Below are 16,081 nucleotides of genomic sequence, written 5' to 3' on the forward strand. Positions count from 1 at the left end.
TAGGGAAATCTTATGTCTCCTTGACAGCGATTTCCAACAGTCTCATCAAAGTGGATTTAGCTGACTGATTTTTGAACCTAACGTTTCAAAAATCCCCATATACCAGTACGGCGGCGCCTATCCCTTTAGCAAGTCTTCGACTTGCCTCTGGGTAGTTATGTGGGCTCACTTTGTTTGCCCATTTCCATTCTTGTAACGCTTATTATTCTTCCTCTTCTGCTAGGAGTTTGGCGCGTGTGGCTTCGTCAAGGAGTGGGTAACCAAGTTTCTTACGTTCTGCAACGAAGGTCTTAGCTACGACACGGGCCAAGTTACGGATGCGGGCAATGTAACCGGCACGTTCTGTAACAGAAACAGCACCACGAGCGTCAAGCAAGTTGAAGGTATGTGAACATTTCAAAACGTAGTCATAAGCTGGGTGAACAAGACCCAATTCCAAAGCACGTCCTGCTTCTTTTTCAAATTTTTCGAAGTTTTCAAGAAGCATATCTTGATCAGAAACTTCAAAGCTGTATTTTGAGTGTTCGTATTCTGGTTGAAGGAAGATTTCTCCGTATTTAACACCTGGGGCCCACTCAATATCGTAAACAGAGTCTACTTCTTGGATGTAAGAAGCCAAACGTTCCAATCCGTAAGTGACCTCAGAAGTTACCGGACCAGTTGCTAATCCACCAACTTGTTGGAAGTAGGTGAACTGAGTGATTTCCATACCGTCAAGCCAAACTTCCCAACCAAGACCAGCCGAACCAGTTGATGGGTTTTCCCAGTTGTCTTCAACGAAACGAATATCGTGTTCCAAAGGATTGATGCCCAATTTTTCCAATGACTCAAGGTAGAGCTCTTGGATATTTGATGGAGAAGGTTTCATAACCACTTGGAATTGGTGGTGTTGGTACAGGCGGTTTGGGTTTTCTCCGTAACGTCCATCTGCTGGACGACGTGATGGCTCTACATAAGCCGCATTCCATGGTTCAGGACCAATGGCACGGAGGAAGGTATAAGGACTCATGGTTCCCGCACCTTTTTCGTTATCATAAGCCTGCATCAGCATACAACCCTGGTCATTCCAGTATTGTTGCAAAGTAAGGATAATTTCCTGGAAAGTCAATTTTTTAGACATGTTTTACTCCTTTAATTTATATTATCTTTTTAGATTTATTCATCAAGCAACCAAGAAAAAGCTGGGTCCTGAAAAATATGACGTTTGGGAACAGTTTGTAAATTCTGATCGCATTCGTCTATTGTACCTAGTTTCAAAGCACAGACTTCTGGTATATTTTCTTGAGCAGTGAAAATTTGACTATGACAGTTCTGACAGTAATAGCGTTGTTTTCCTGGAGATGAACTATAGGTAACCAACTGTTCTTTTCCATGCAATACTAGGTTTTTACTGCTAACTTTGGCATTCACTGTATAGGCAGACGCGGTTGCTTTCCGACAGAATGAGCAGTGGCAAAAAACTAGTTCCGACAATTCCTCATCTAAAGTGTAGGTCACTGCTTTACATAAACAAGATCCTTTAAGCATTGTACTCCTTTCTACTTAGGCATTAGAAGAATTCAAAAAGAACCGAATTTCAACACCCAAGCCTTGCGACTAGGGGCGTCAGAAACGCGGTTCCACCCTAATTTATTACTTCATTTTATCTGTTTGTCTTCAGCTCTTTGCTGAGAGAAAGCGCCACTTGCTTACTTTGCTCTACTTGGCTCTCACTACCCCAAGCTCGCTAGAAAAACGCCGTAAGCCCTTCTTTCTTGACTAGTATTATAGCAAATTTTTAGGTACTTGTAAATAAAAATCCATCTGAAACAAATGTTTCAGATGGATTTTAGGCTAACAAACTATCTTATATCAATTATGGACGTCTTGCAGCTTTTGGTTTTTTACCATGAAGTTTTTTCTTGGCATTTTTCAAGGCTGTCAAAGCATCTTTTACATCTTGTTGGCTTGCTCCTGGATTTGAAAGGATAGTTTGTGCATCCTTGAAGGCTGCTAGGTAAGCTTCTTTTTCTTCATTTCCAGCATAGATGAATTTAGCATTCTTTTCTTGGAACTTCAATTCTTCCTTGATGTATTTTTCAAGGCCTGAAAAATCAGTTGCTTTCCCGTTTAATTTTCCTTCCGCACGGCTAAGCTCAGCAAGTGCTTGATTGATTTGTTCTTGTTTCACAGTTGGATCAACTGCAAGCAAGGCCACTGTTTGGAAAGCGCGGTCGTAGTCTCGACGTACTTTTTCTTTGGCATTAGCATAACGACCCGTTTTAGTCGTAGCATCATAAGCTTGCATGGCTTCTTTCAAAGCCGCAACGTTTGAATCTTTCCCATCCAAAGCTTGGCTGGCAGCTTCAAGACTAGCTACTGCTTGGTTGACTTGCTCTTGACTGACCTTATTGGTCAAGGCTGCTTGGGCAGCTTGCAAGGCTTGATCATAAGCTTCTTTCTTAGCCGCACTCGCATTGAAGTATTGAGCTGTCTTTGTAATATCTGCTTGGTTGTTCAAAGCAGCCAAGAGATCTACTTTTGAGATCACTCCAATACGATAATGGTTATTGCGCCCTGCGACAACTGAGATCACTGGTGCTTCCTCAGCTAGTTCATAGCCTGTAGGAAGAGTTGCAACCAAGGTATATTGACCAGTTGCGACAGATTTACCAAAGCCATTTTTACCATATTTTTCAGCAGGCAAGACAAAGTTTTCACCATCTGCCCCTTTTAATACGATCGTAGCTGCTTTTGAAACCGGTTGATCAAAGCTGATGCTAACTGGTGCATATTCTAAAGTATTGGCAAGAAAAGCAATCGTTTGGAAACTATTATCCTCTGTCAAATCAAATTCTTGCGTCAAGCTGCTGACAAATTTCACTTCTGTACGATCATACGTAAATATTTCAGCAGTATAATGACCAAAGTTCAAGAAGTTAATATCTTTTGTCTTATCAACTGACACGTATTTGCCGTTGCTATCTTTGATTCGGTAAACATACATAGTATCCAAATCTTTGTTCGTTTTAACGTCACGAACTGCAATTTGAACCCGACCACTATTTTGATCCCGAACTAAATCTGCTAGTGAAACATAGTCTACGTTCCCCGCAAAGTCTTCTACATAGTAGTAGATATTCTTCTTATCGATGTTTTCAGGAAGATCGAAGCTACCATCTGCATTGGCCTTGATCACATGGTAATTTTCAAGCGCACGTGTACCATTCTTATCTTCACTGGTTTGGACCATTGTCCCCTGATCATCGAATGGAGTCACGTAGACGAGTTTTTCAGTTAAGATACCACCTTCGCCAACATCTTTGGCTTTACGTGCTACAAACTGTTGTGCTCCGTCTTTAAAGCGAATATAGCCAGATGTGATCACTGGTTTTTGAGTATCGACCCGAACCTTGAAGGTCGTTGATTGCTCTTCAGCTCCAGGAACCATTGGTGTGTAACGAATGACATAATCATATACACCATCTGCTACTGCTTTCCCATTTGCATCGGTACCATTCCAAGCAGTATTATCTAGTGTGTAGCTGCGTGGGTTCTTTTCATTGCCATCAAAGAAGTTCTTACGATGATCAGATGGAGTTCCTTCCCACAGTGGATTTTTATGTTCCGTATCGCTTGCTGCGTAGACCGTTGCATGAAGGTTTTCAATGTTTCGAAGAGCAACTGTTTTGTATTCAACAAGGTCTTTATTCCCATCTTCATTTGGTGAAATGGCAATGCGAACATTTCCATTCTCATCTAGTTGAAGAGAGTGAGTTCCTTCTGCATTTTCTTCAATACCAAGAACTGTAATTCGACGACCATCTCGTTTCCCTTGTGTAAGGAGAAGGTCATTTTGAAGGGTGACGAGCGCAGAAACATTGGCACTCGATGAGATATTCAAATCTTTTGGAACATGATAGTAGAAGCCATCTTTTCCTTCACGAACCAAATCATAGATTGGTTTTTCAACAGCTGGAAGGTTTTGGAATTCTCCCTTGAATCCCATAAATGGCAAGCTAACTACATCCCCATCATCTGCTGGATCGACAAAACGAACAAATCCTTCAAGGAAATAGCCATTTGGCATTTCTTTGCTTAATTCTTCTGTGAATTTACTTGTGTCGACTTTCACTGTAACTGTTTCAGAACTATGTGCTTTCACGGTTACTTCAGGCCAAGCAGTTTCTGTTAATTTACGTGGACGAAGGGTAAATTTACCATCCTTCACTTCATCTGTGTCAGTATTCACCAACATTTTCAAGGTACGATCGGTATCTGAAATATTGTGGACAGTGACATCAAAGGTAAAGCTATCTCCAACATTTCCAAGAGTGACACTTGGATAGTTGTTTTCACCAGTCACATACAAGTCTGTTGAAACAGCCGCTGCTGTGTCGACAACCCCTGCTCCTTGTTGACGTGGAGACGTATAGACACCGGTTTCTTTGTTAACATGTGGTTTAGCCGTAGACATAATCAAGGCTTTCACAGTTGCAGAAACTTGTTCTGGAGTCAATTCTGGATGGTTCTTCACAAGGTATTCTTTAACCAAGGCTGCAACACCTGCTACGTGAGGTGAGGCCATACTAGTACCACTCATATCCCCGTAGGTATTGTCATTCAAAGAAGAGAAGATATTCCCACCAGGTGCTGTGACATCTGGTTTCAACTGACCATCTGTTGTCACTCCCCAGCTTGAGAAATCAGACAATTGGTCTGCTTCTGGAGATGGACGGTTAGCCATGGTATTGTTAAAGACAACTTTGTAAGATCCAGCTTTAAGAGCTTCCCCATAGCGTTTTGAAATGAAGACAGATGGAATTTTCTTAGCATCTCCATCAATTGCCATTCCAAGATTAGATCCTTCTACATTATTGTAAACCATGGCCCCTACTGCACCATGATGGAGGGCATTGGCAATCTTTTCTGAGAATGGAATTTCCCCGCGTTGGATAAGCGCCAATTTACCGGTAAGATCTAGATCTTTGAAATCATCTTCTTTCCCAAGACCAACTGATACATACTCATATTCTTTACCTTTTTCAAAGTCTGTATCTGTTGCAGATTTACTGTAGTCAAACTTCCCGTTATCTACTTCTGCATTACCTTCCAAACCTTTGACTTCGAAAACCTCTGTGGTAATGATTTTATTATTGATTGAAGCAACAGAAATAGAGTCCTCTACTGTTGATGGGTTTCCGACCAAGCCGTAATCTGGATTTTCTGCAGCTGGTCTTGAATAGCCATTCCCAAAAGTATTGCTATTTCCTGCAGAGATTAGGACAGATACACCTTTAGCACGCGCCCGTTTGATGGCGTCAATGATATCTGAACCTGCATTGACCGTAGAACCAGTAGAAGATCCAAGACTCATATTGATGGTATCTGCACCAAGAGCTACAGCATCATCAATTGCTTTTACATAAAGAGCAGAACCCGTTGTTTTTTGACGATCTGAAAAGACACGCATAAACATAACTTGCGCTTCTGGTGCTACACCATAGATCTTTTCTCCGTTTCCTGCTTCTTTATCAGGATTCCCTGTTGCAATCCCTGTAACGTGCATCCCGTGAGAATCTCTTTCGGCCTCTTTGATATTGTCGGTCCCATCAAAGTAGTCATAAGCGTAGACAACCTTGTCGTTGTACCATTTACCATAATCGATTCCTGCCGCTTTCTTAGCAGCTTCGATTTCTTCTTGGTTTTTAAACTTAGCTTTTGAAGGATCGGTAATCCGAAGAACCTCGTGGTTCACATCCAAGCCAGAGTCGATGACGGCGACAACCATCCCTTCCCCTTTATAGCCTTGCTTCCAGGTTTGGGGAACTGTAATAATTTCGTCACTTTCGATGCTTTGAGGTTTTTCAGCTGCCTCATGGCGATTCGTTGTTTCCGAACTTGTCGCAGTAGCCACTTCTGTTGCTTTTTCTACAGGTTTTTCCGCTACTTCCGGTTTTGTTTCTGGAACAACAGCTGCCTCTTTCGGAGCTTCTGTTTTTTCAACATGAGCTGCTTCTGTTGTATTCGTTGTCTTTTCAGCAACTGTTGCTTCTTTTGCAACTTCTACTTTCTCACTAGCAACTGCTGTACTTGCTTCTGTTGCTTGTGAATGCTCTTCTTCAGCAGGTGCCTGTTGAGCAGTGGCTACAAGCTGTGTTCCAGCACTCGTTTGGTTAGCCGCTTGTTCTTCAGCACTCGCTTGTGCAGATCCAAATACCAAAACAGCCCCTAATAAAACTGAGGCTACACCAAATTTGTATTTTCTTAATGAAAAACGTTCTTGTCTATTCATAGAAACTCCCCTTTTATTTTAATAGTAACTATTATAACGCAAAATTATCTGAAAATTCATTCAAAAAACAAATTGTAACACAAATGTAACATTCACGAATGTTACTAACTATTAATTTATTTTCGTTCGGAAAAATATAAATTGGTATAGGAAAGTATTATAGAACATCTGTTTTTATTGGAGATTTAAAATTATTTAATCGTTGAAAGGATTTTAAAAACCGAGAACGAAACTGTCCTCGGTTTTCATTAATGAATAGAAATTCTCTTTTAAAAATCTTTGGTGTCTGGATCTGGTGCACCTGCTTCAACCGGAAGATGGCGAAGGAGTTCCATATCATCTGCCGTCAATTCAAAATCAAAGCACTTTAAATTACTCGCAATCCGCTCAGGCGTAACCGATTTTGGCAATGGAAGGAAACCTTCTTGCAAACTCCAAGCCAGGGCTAGTTGAGCGACGGTCTTTCCATATTTAGTAGCCATTTCTTTTACTTGTTCATTTTGGAACAATTCTCCTTGGCCAAAAGGTCCCCAAGCCTCTAGTAAAATGCCATGCTTGCGACTTGCTGCAATGGCTTCACTTTGGTACACCCCAGGTGCTAGACGAATTTGGTTCACAGCCGGAATGACCCGAGCTGTTTCAAGGAGGGCTTCCAAATGATGAGGCAGAAAATTGCTAATACCAATAGCTCGAACCTTGCCAGCAGCTAGCATATCTTCCATTGCTCGCCAAACCTCAGCATTTCGTTGTTTCCAAGCATCATTGTCTCGAAGGGGTTTTGGATTTGGCCAATGAATCAAATAAAGATCCACATAGTCCAAGCCTAGTTTCTCAAGAGACTCTTCCAAAGCAGCTTGAGCATCTTCATAGGTGTGATGAGTATTCCAAAGTTTGGTGGTAATAAACAGGTCTTCGCGCGCAAGACCACAGTCTTTAACGGCACGACCCACACTCTCTTCATTTTGATAAATCGCAGCTGTATCGATATGGCGATAACCTGCTTTTAAAGCAGCTAAGACAGCTTGATAGGCTTCTTCTCCATCCGCTGCTTTCCACGTCCCAAATCCCAATACAGGAATCTCCACCCCATTATTCAAACGATAATGATTCATTTTTTCTTTCCTTTCTTCGATTTCGGTTTCTTAGGCCCTCGAAGCTTAAGCTCTGGCTTAAAAATATTCTTCTTGGTTGGCTCCATCTTCTTGCTATAAAAACTATAGAGTAAAAATGCCCCACCAACGATCACAATAAAGATATTTTTTCTTACAATCCCATAGAGCAAGAAAAAAATTCCCATCAATAAAAAACGTATATCAATTGCCTTCATAAGCTACCTCACATTTCAATTCCCATTATAGCATGAAAAGACAGCATTCACAAAATTGCACTACCATCGGTAAACAAAAAGCCCCTACAGACTGTTTAACCCCATGAATACGTCACAAAAACCTCTCTAGGTATGACCTAGAGAGGAAGTATTCTATCTGCGATTCTTGAATCTAATTGGTAGCTTGGTAACGTTTGACCCCATCGAGATAGGTCGCAACCAGATCCAAATTTTGATCAAGCACGATGAAGTCCGCATCATACCCTTCTCGAATTTGACCACAAACATCATCAATATGGACTGATTTTGCCGGATTGAGGCTGGCCATCATCACTGCTTCGTGAGGGTTAGCAATTCCCCACTCTACAACATTTTTTAATCCATCTTTCAATTTCAAGATTGAGCCAGCTAGATTACCAGTTGATTTCAAGCGAGCAGTCCCTTCAGCAACCACGACTGGGAATTCCCCAAGCATATAATCCCCGTCTTCTAATCCCCCAGCTGTCATACAGTCAGTAATCAAGGCAACATTTTCTTTTCCTTTTTGTTTCATCAGGATATCACATGCTAGCGGATCAACGTGATGGCCATCACAGATCAACTCTGCTGTGGTATGAGGCAACTCATACATGGCACCAACCATACCGAGTTCACGGTGCGTCAAACCACGCATACCATTGTAGGCATGCACCCAGACACTCGCACCTGCATCAACCGCTTTTTTAGCTTCTTCAAAAGTAGCATTGGAGTGTCCCAAAGCGACTGTCACCCCTTCTCCTGTAATAGTCCGAACAAATTCTTCCACCCCTTCACGCTCGGGAGCAAGGGCAATCTTATTCAACAGACCATTGGCAGCTTTTTGCCAAGCACGGAATTCTTCCATACTTGGATCCTTCATATAAGACGGGTTTTGAGCTCCCTTGTATTTTTCTGTGAAATAAGGTCCTTCAAAATAAATCCCGCGAATCTTGGCTCCTGTTGCTTCTTTGTATCGTGCACCGATATTTTCAGTTACTGCCAAAAGCTGTTCGTAAGAGGAAGTCAAGGTCGTAGGCAAAAAACTCGTAACCCCTGTACTCAAGAGACCTTCACTCATGGTATGGAGAGTGCCTTCGATATTGTTATCCATCACATCTACCCCACCAAATCCGTGAATATGGGTATCTACGAGGCCAGGCGCAATACTGTAACCAGAATAATCCAGCACATCCGCACCTTCAGGTAAGCTTTCCACATGTTTTCCAAACTTGCCATCAACGAGCTCCAAATAGCCTCCGCGGCGAACCCCATGTGGGTAATAAAATTGATCTGCTTTAATATATGTAGACATAAAATCGTCCTTTCCATTGTAGGAACTGTGTTCCATTTATATTCATACATATTATAACGCTTTCACTTCCATTTGTAAATGGTCTAGACCTATTTTTGAATAGAATCCAACAAAAAACAGAGTAAGCTTCCTACTTACTCTGTTTGACGTTCCTTAAATTTGCTCGATTTGTACTTTTTCAGCGAGATTCATGGCATGGTCAGCAACACGTGTATAGTGAGAAATGATATCAATAAAGTTCACTCCAGCTTGAGGTGTACATTCACCATGGTTCAAACGACGAATATGGGTTTTCCGAAGTCTTTTCTCCAACTTTTCAATTGCCTCGTGACGTACTACCAGTTGGTTTGCAAGACTCACATCATTGTTCTCAACAGCTTTCAAAGCATCCTCTACAAATTGATGGGTTTGGTTGTAAATATCTTCCAATTCAGCCAAGGCCGCTTCTGAAAAGACCACTTTCTTACGAATTAAATAATCGGTCAGATTGATCAAGGCTTCCGCGTGATCTCCAATCCGCTCCAAATCTCGTGAGGAATCTAGGATGTTGGTGAGAACTTCACTTTCTCTCGGACTCAAGGCTTCACTTGACAAACGAATCAGGTAGCGAGTCAAATCATCATCAATGGTATTGATGGCTTCTTCTGTCTTATGACCCTTTTCAGCTGTTTTCTCATTTTGATGAACAATATAATCATAAGAAAGATTAAAAGCTTTGTCTGCATATCCACCTAAATGAAGCAACTCTTTTTTCGCATTTCCAAGAGCAATCGAAGGCGCTTGGGTGATCAAGTTTTCATCCAAGTAGAGCGGTTCATATTTGACAACCTCATCCTCACCAGGAATCAGCTTGGTCACAAAGTATGCCAAAGCTCCAATGAATGGGAACTGGATGATGGTATTGGTTATATTAAAGGTTCCGTGAGCAAAGGCTATGGTCATTTCTGGGGATAAATGAAGAGTCGTTTCAAACCATTGAATCAAAGAGGTAAACGGAACAAGGAAGACAAGACAGATAATGGTTCCGATAACATTAAAGGCTACATGGGCACCTGCCACACGTTTGGCCGCAATATTAGCTCCCAAGGAAGCAATGATAGCTGTAATGGTCGTTCCGATATTATCACCAAAGAGAACTGGGAGGGCTCCTTTCAGGTCAATCAAATGACTAGCATAGAGATTTTGCAAGATACCAATGGTTGCAGAAGAGGCCTGAATCAAAAGTGTTAAGCCTGATCCAACAAAGACACCCAAGATAGGACTTTTACTTAACTGCACCATATAGTCACGAAAGACTTGCAAATCTTTAAGAGGTTCCATAGCCCCACTCATCAAGTTGAGGGCAAAGAAGATACCACCGACACCAAAAACGATTCGTCCAACATTATTAACCAAACGATTTTTGGTAAAGAAGAGACAAACCGCTCCGATAAAGAGCATGGGAAGAGCGTAGTCTCCTAATTTAAAACCAATGATAAAGGAGGTAATAGTCGTTCCAATATTGGCCCCCATAACAATACCAATAGCTTGACGGAGGGTTAGAAGTCCTGCACTCACCAGACCGACCGTAATCACTGTAACCCCTGAACTCGACTGAATCAAGGCAGTCATCCCAATCCCTACTAAGACTCCAAGAAAGGGATTGCTGGTATATTTATCAATATAGTAGCGAAGACGGTCCCCTGCAGCTTGTTGCAGTCCTTCTCCCATGGTTTTAATACTATAGAGAAAGAGACCCAACCCTCCCAAAAAGTTAAACAAAATTTCCTGCCAGTTAATGGACATGATCATTCCTCCAAATATGAGATCAGAAATAAAACTCCTCTCCTATTGTAAAGGATAATTTCCAATCACACAAGAGATTTCTGTAAATTTCTATTATTTTTTGAAACCGTTTTTTTCTTTCTGTTTTATTTTCCTCATTTTAGGAGCCAAAAAAAGAGGTTGGAAATTTCCAACCCGAGACTGTAGACAAACTATTCTTTTTTATAAATCTAATAAATTCTATAAAAAGAAATGTTACTCGTTAGAGTGATTCAATCATCTACTGAAACTTTTCGTCGTGAGAAAAGTACCTGAAACTTAATAGTTTCAGGTACTCGGAATTATTGAGACCTTAGGCTCAATAATTAGTCATGGAACTTCGAAGAAGTTCGCTGACGTCCGTACTCACCTAAGGAAAGTTTCTAAGAAGACTTTGTCTTTCAATCTGGGCGTGGAAAATTTCCAACCTCTCTAGTCTTTGTTCAAATTGCGCAACATCTCATCGATCTTATTCCCGTATTCGATGGATTCGTCTTTCACAAAAGTAAGATCTGGAATCTTGTACAATTTCAGATTCCGACCTAATTCACGCTTGATGGTTCCTGTTGCTTTTTCAAGGCCTGTCTGAGCCTTTTGATTGTCTGAAGCCAAATCACTCATAATTGAATAATACACTTTGGCCATAGACAAATCACCTAGCATTTGAACATCCGTAATGGTGACACCTTGAACACGCGGGTCACGGACTTTCTTTTGTAAAATCTCGTTGACTTCACGCTTGATTTCCATCCCTACTCGGTCTGTCCGAAAATGACTTGCCATAGGAACTCCTTTCTGCTCTGTGTTTAAAAACTAGGAAATCAGAGGCCCCCTCTTTTTTCCTAGTCAGCTTGCTTATTTTTTAATTTCTTCCATGATATAGGCTTCGATAGTATCATCTGTCTTGATATCATTGTAGCCTTCAATCATCAATCCACCTTCACGACCATTTGTGATCTCTTTGACATCATCTTTGAAGTGTTTCAAGCTTGCAAGAGCTCCGTCGTAGATCACGACACCGTCACGAATGACACGTACTTTGGAATCACGTGTAACCTTACCACTGAGGACCATAAATCCACCGATGGTACCCACTTTAGAGACCTTAAAGGTTTCACGAATAACTGCTTCCCCGATGACTTTCTCTTCGAACTCAGGATCCAACATACCCTTCATGGCATCTTCCATTTCTTCAATCACTTTGTAGATAATTGAGTGAAGACGGATTTCCACCTCGTCAGCTTCAGCTTGTTGACGTGCTTGTGGAGTAGGACGGACGTTAAATCCGATGATGAAGGCATTTGAAGCTTCTGCAAGGGTCACGTCTGATTCGTTGATCGCACCAACTGCTGAGTGAACGATGGTCACTTTCACACCTTCTACTTCAATCTTTTGAAGGGAAGCAGAAAGAGCTTCAACCGAACCTTGTACATCGGCTTTAATGATGACATTAACAGATTTCACTTCCCCAGCCTTCAAGGTATCAAAGAGATTTTCAAGGCTGACGCGGTTGGTTGCTTGACGTTGTTTCATCAGAGCACGTTTGGCACGTTCTTCACCCGCTGCACGCGCTGATTTTTCATCTTCATAAACCGCGAAGTGGTCACCCGCCATTGGCGCTTCGTTCAAACCAGTGATAGAAACCGGAGTAGATGGTCCTGCCACCTTCACACGACGTCCAAGGTCATTGGTCATGGCACGGACACGTCCAAAGGTATTTCCGACAACGATTGGGTCTTGAACATTCAAGGTACCTTGTTGAACAAGGAGAGTTGCCACCGCACCTTTTCCTTTATCCAAGCGCGCTTCGATAACAGTACCGATGGCACGAACAGTTGGATCTGCCTTGAGTTCTTGGATTTCAGCCACAAGAAGGACCGTTTCCAAGAGTTCGTCGATATTTTGGTTGAACTTGGCTGAGATTTCTACAAACTCAGAATCGCCACCCCAAGCAGTTGACATAACCCCATGCTCTGCCAATTCACCGATGACACGCTCTGGATTAGCTCCTGGTTTATCGATCTTGTTGATGGCCACAATGATTGGAACATTGGCAGCTTTTGAGTGGTTGATGGCTTCGATGGTCTGTGGCATCACCCCGTCATCTGCTGCTACAACCAAGATGGTAATATCGGTAACAGATGCACCACGAGCCCGCATAGAAGTAAAGGCCGCGTGTCCAGGTGTATCCAAGAAGGTAATCTTCTTACCATTTTCCACGATTTGGTAGGCACCGATGTGCTGAGTGATTCCTCCCGCTTCACCAGTTGCTACACGTGAATTACGAAGGGTATCCAAAAGGGTAGTTTTACCGTGGTCAACGTGTCCCATGATGGTGACAACTGGTGGACGCTCTACCAACTCATCTGGATTCAAATAACCATCTTCAACGAAGAAGCGTTCGATATCGGCATTGTCCACTTCAACCTTTTTCTTGGCTTCAATTCCATAATCCACCATCAAGAGTTCAATCGTATCTCCATCCAGCGATTGGTTTTGAGTCGCCATGACTCCCATCATAAAGAGTTTCTTGACGATTTCAGCCGGTTCACGCTTGATGCGTTTTGCGATTTCTGCAACCGTCATTCCATCCGTATACTCAAATTCACTTGGTAATTCATGGAATTTACGCTCTGTTACTGGTTTTGGAGCATCATTACGGTTGTTCTTTCCTTTTTTATTTTTCTTATTGTTATTCCAGTTACTATTTTTCTGATTTCTCACTTGATTTTGACTATTTCGATTCCTTTGTTGTTTTCTTGGACCATCTTCTTCACGATCAAAATCATCGCGTTTCTTATCTGGTCGCGCTTGTTTCTTCCGACGTGTATCGACTTGAGCTGGAGCAGCAGCAACAGCTGGTTTTGTACGGTTCTCAACAGCTGGCTCCTGTACCGGTGCTTTCACTTCTGGTGCTTCTACCCGTTTCCGGCGCTGTTGACGTTCTTGTTCTGCTTTTGCAGCTTGTTGTTTGTAGCGATCTTCACTTCCACGTGCGTACTCAGCATTTTGTTCAGCTTTCAGTGCCGCTGCACGCGCTTTGAAATCAACTTTTGGTGCCACTTGGGGTTGTTCACCACGTCTTTGATCTGGTCGGTTATTGCGACGATCAGAACCTTGATTTCGTTGTTCATTTCGCTCTTGTGGTCGTTGTTTTCGGTTGTCACCATGACGCTGATTGTCTTTGCGATCACGTTTTGGACGATTGTCTTGTTGTTTCCTACGTTCAGCCTGTTCTTTTGCACGCGCTTCTCGTTCCGCTTTAAAGTTACGACTCTTTGGTTTAGCAGCTGGCGTTACTGATTTTGTCTCAGTTGCTCCTTCTTTTTTGACGGGCGCTGCTTCTTTTTTCTCTGCGACAGCCGTTGCCTTGGCAGCCACTTCTGCTACTTTCTTTTCGACTGTTTCTTTTTTCGCTGCAAAGCTCTTGATCAACTTTTCAGCAACATCAGTATCGACACTAGATGCATGACTCTTGACGTCAAAACCTAATTCTTTCGCACGAGTGACGACTTCCTTACTTTCCTTGCCCAATTCTTTGGCAATTTCGTATAATCTTTTCTTAGACAATTGCTGTCCTCCTCTTCTATTCCATAAGAGACCTCATTTTCTTTGAAAATCCAGCATCTACAACAGCGACGACCTTACGGGCACGTCCAATTGCAGTGCTTAATTCTAGTGTTGAAAACACGGTAGATACTTGAACCTCATAATAGTGACCCTTATCTGTCACCTTTTTTGTCAGGTTACTAGCTGCATCATTTGCCAGAAAAACTAATTTTGCTTTTTCTTCCTGGATGGCTTTGATCACGAGTTCTTCTCCAGAAATGAGTTTTCCTGCTCTTTGCGCCAAGCCCAACAAATTACTTATCTTTTGCTTATTCAAGGCCTAACTCTCTTCTCTTCACCTTATGATCTACATAAGCGATCAATTCATCATAGAAAGCTTCTTCCACTTCCATATTAAAACTACGATTAAAAACTTTCTTTTTCTTAGCAAGTGCCGCTTCTTCATTGTCTAGCTTGATATAAGCACCTCGACCATTGGCTTTGCCAGTTGGATCGATAAAGACTTGTCCTTCTTTATTTTTGACAATACGGAGCAAATCGCGCTTATCAATAATTTCATTTGAAACGACAGATTTTCTTAAAGGGATTTTTCTTGTTTTTACCATGTTCCCTCCCTCTCTTAATCGACTTGCTCTTCGCCACTTTCTACTTGGTCTTCAAAAGTTTCTTGAGCTGCTTCCATTTCTTCGAACTCACTAGCAGATTTGATATCAATGCGGTAACCAGTCAAATGAGCCGCCAAACGAACGTTTTGACCACGACGACCGATGGCAAGAGATAGTTTATTATCTGGAACCACAACGAGAGCATGTTTGCTATCTTCATCATCAAAAATAACTTGGTCCACTTCTGCAGGAGCGATCGCATTGTAGATGAATTCAGCTGGATCTGGAACCCACTCGATGACATCGATATTTTCTTCTGTCGTAACCATACGGTCTAATTTTTGATCGTATCGAGCTGGGTGGAATTTGCTGGTAATCTTTTTAATATTCGATCCACCACGACCAACGATCGTCCCAATTGCATCTACGTTTGGATTATGGCTACGAACCGCAACTTTTGTACGATCTCCAGCTTCACGCGCTACACTCATAATCTCAACAGTTCCATCATAGACTTCAGGAATTTCTTGTTCCATCAAACGTTTGATCATTTCAGGATGGCTTCGGCTAACAAAGACATTAACACCACGTGGATTATCTTCTACCTTGTAGACAAAGACTTCAATCCGGTCATGAGATTGGAACACTTCTCCTGGAATTTGATCTTGCTTAGACAATTGAGCTTCGATCGAACCAAGATTGACATAGATAAAACGATTATCAAAGCGCTCCACTGTTCCACTCATGATTTCATTTTCATGTTCTTTATAAGTGTTATAGGTGATGGTGCGCGTTTGCTTACGCATTTTTTCCATGATCGTTTGTTTAGCAGATTGAGCTGCTACACGACCAAATTCAGCTGGTGCTTCTTCAAACTTGATCTTATCCCCCAACTCATAAGCAGAGCTAATGGCCAAGGCATCCTTCAAGCTGATTTCTAAACGGCTATCAAAGACTTCATCCACCACTTCACGAACCGTATAAACACGGAAATCTCCAGTTTTTTCATTGAATTCAATCGCTGCACTTTCTGATTGTCCATAACGACGGCGATAAGCTGAACGCAATGATTCTGTGACGGCTTCGATGATATCTTCTTTTTTGATCCCTTTGTCTTCTTCCAAAATGCGGAAGGCTTCTAGCATTTCTTTACTCATGTTTTTCTTGCCTTT

The 16,081-nt window shown here is 41.9% G+C and carries 11 protein-coding genes and 2 pseudogenes; all 13 read right to left on the reverse strand.

Going from position 1 to position 16,081, the window contains the following annotated elements; translation table 11 throughout:
* Positions 1-202: 202 nt before the first annotated feature.
* A complete protein-coding gene (gene glyQ, locus AC6IZR_RS08570) occupies positions 203-1,120 on the reverse strand; it encodes a glycine--tRNA ligase subunit alpha (protein ID WP_002886077.1) in 918 nt (305 codons plus the stop codon).
* A gap of 35 nt (positions 1,121-1,155) precedes the next feature.
* Positions 1,156-1,527 (reverse strand): GFA family protein, encoded by a 372-nt coding sequence (locus AC6IZR_RS08575; RefSeq protein ID WP_000912017.1) that lies wholly within the window; start codon positions 1,525-1,527, stop codon positions 1,156-1,158.
* Positions 1,528-1,855: 328 nt separating this feature from the next.
* Entirely contained in the window at positions 1,856-6,274 is a 4,419-nt protein-coding gene (locus AC6IZR_RS08580) for a S8 family serine peptidase (protein ID WP_497848440.1), read from the reverse strand.
* A gap of 269 nt (positions 6,275-6,543) precedes the next feature.
* Positions 6,544-7,386 (reverse strand): aldo/keto reductase, encoded by an 843-nt coding sequence (locus tag AC6IZR_RS08585; RefSeq protein ID WP_497848441.1) that lies wholly within the window; start codon positions 7,384-7,386, stop codon positions 6,544-6,546.
* Positions 7,383-7,601: a hypothetical protein gene (locus AC6IZR_RS08590; RefSeq protein ID WP_003018530.1), complete on the reverse strand. Its 219-nt coding sequence runs from the start codon at positions 7,599-7,601 to the stop codon at positions 7,383-7,385. Before AC6IZR_RS08590 ends, AC6IZR_RS08585 begins: the two co-directional genes overlap by 4 nt.
* Before the next feature lie 172 nt (positions 7,602-7,773).
* Entirely contained in the window at positions 7,774-8,931 is a 1,158-nt protein-coding gene (nagA, locus tag AC6IZR_RS08595) for an N-acetylglucosamine-6-phosphate deacetylase (RefSeq protein ID WP_042760248.1), read from the reverse strand.
* A 153-nt stretch (positions 8,932-9,084) separates the two neighbouring features.
* On the reverse strand, positions 9,085-10,716 hold the full coding sequence (locus tag AC6IZR_RS08600; RefSeq protein ID WP_070586282.1) for a Na/Pi cotransporter family protein: 1,632 nt from the start codon (positions 10,714-10,716) through the stop codon (positions 9,085-9,087).
* Between the two features lie 450 nt (positions 10,717-11,166).
* Positions 11,167-11,517: a 30S ribosome-binding factor RbfA gene (rbfA, locus tag AC6IZR_RS08605; RefSeq protein ID WP_003003976.1), complete on the reverse strand. Its 351-nt coding sequence runs from the start codon at positions 11,515-11,517 to the stop codon at positions 11,167-11,169.
* Positions 11,518-11,589: 72 nt separating this feature from the next.
* Positions 11,590-14,085: pseudogene (gene infB, locus AC6IZR_RS08610) on the reverse strand (translation initiation factor IF-2); the annotation flags it as partial.
* 95 nt (positions 14,086-14,180) lie between these two features.
* Positions 14,181-14,304: pseudogene (locus tag AC6IZR_RS08615) on the reverse strand (translation initiation factor IF-2 N-terminal domain-containing protein); the annotation flags it as partial.
* Between the two features lie 16 nt (positions 14,305-14,320).
* Positions 14,321-14,620: a YlxQ-related RNA-binding protein gene (locus AC6IZR_RS08620; RefSeq protein WP_003010399.1), complete on the reverse strand. Its 300-nt coding sequence runs from the start codon at positions 14,618-14,620 to the stop codon at positions 14,321-14,323.
* Positions 14,613-14,909: an RNase P modulator RnpM gene (gene rnpM, locus AC6IZR_RS08625; protein WP_003010401.1), complete on the reverse strand. Its 297-nt coding sequence runs from the start codon at positions 14,907-14,909 to the stop codon at positions 14,613-14,615. Before rnpM ends, AC6IZR_RS08620 begins: the two co-directional genes overlap by 8 nt.
* Positions 14,910-14,923: 14 nt before the next feature.
* Complete coding sequence (gene nusA / locus AC6IZR_RS08630) at positions 14,924-16,066, reverse strand: transcription termination factor NusA (RefSeq protein ID WP_497848442.1); 1,143 nt, start codon at positions 16,064-16,066, stop codon at positions 14,924-14,926.
* Positions 16,067-16,081: the final 15 nt, after the last annotated feature.

The sequence above is a fragment of the Streptococcus mobilis genome (genome assembly GCF_059727625.1).

Bases quoted from the DNA above. Each gene is read 5' to 3' on its own strand.
- nagA (WP_042760248.1), bottom strand. From the start codon at position 8,931: ATGTCTACATATATTAAAGCAGATCAATTTTATTACCCACATGGGGTT.
- rnpM (WP_003010401.1), bottom strand. From the start codon at position 14,909: ATGGTAAAAACAAGAAAAATCCCTTTAAGAAAATCTGTCGTTTCAAAT.
- AC6IZR_RS08590 (WP_003018530.1), bottom strand. From the start codon at position 7,601: ATGAAGGCAATTGATATACGTTTTTTATTGATGGGAATTTTTTTCTTG.
- nusA (WP_497848442.1), bottom strand. From the start codon at position 16,066: ATGAGTAAAGAAATGCTAGAAGCCTTCCGCATTTTGGAAGAAGACAAA.
- AC6IZR_RS08600 (WP_070586282.1), bottom strand. From the start codon at position 10,716: ATGTCCATTAACTGGCAGGAAATTTTGTTTAACTTTTTGGGAGGGTTG.
- AC6IZR_RS08575 (WP_000912017.1), bottom strand. From the start codon at position 1,527: ATGCTTAAAGGATCTTGTTTATGTAAAGCAGTGACCTACACTTTAGAT.
- glyQ (WP_002886077.1), bottom strand. From the start codon at position 1,120: ATGTCTAAAAAATTGACTTTCCAGGAAATTATCCTTACTTTGCAACAA.
- AC6IZR_RS08585 (WP_497848441.1), bottom strand. From the start codon at position 7,386: ATGAATCATTATCGTTTGAATAATGGGGTGGAGATTCCTGTATTGGGA.
- rbfA (WP_003003976.1), bottom strand. From the start codon at position 11,517: ATGGCAAGTCATTTTCGGACAGACCGAGTAGGGATGGAAATCAAGCGT.
- AC6IZR_RS08580 (WP_497848440.1), bottom strand. From the start codon at position 6,274: ATGAATAGACAAGAACGTTTTTCATTAAGAAAATACAAATTTGGTGTA.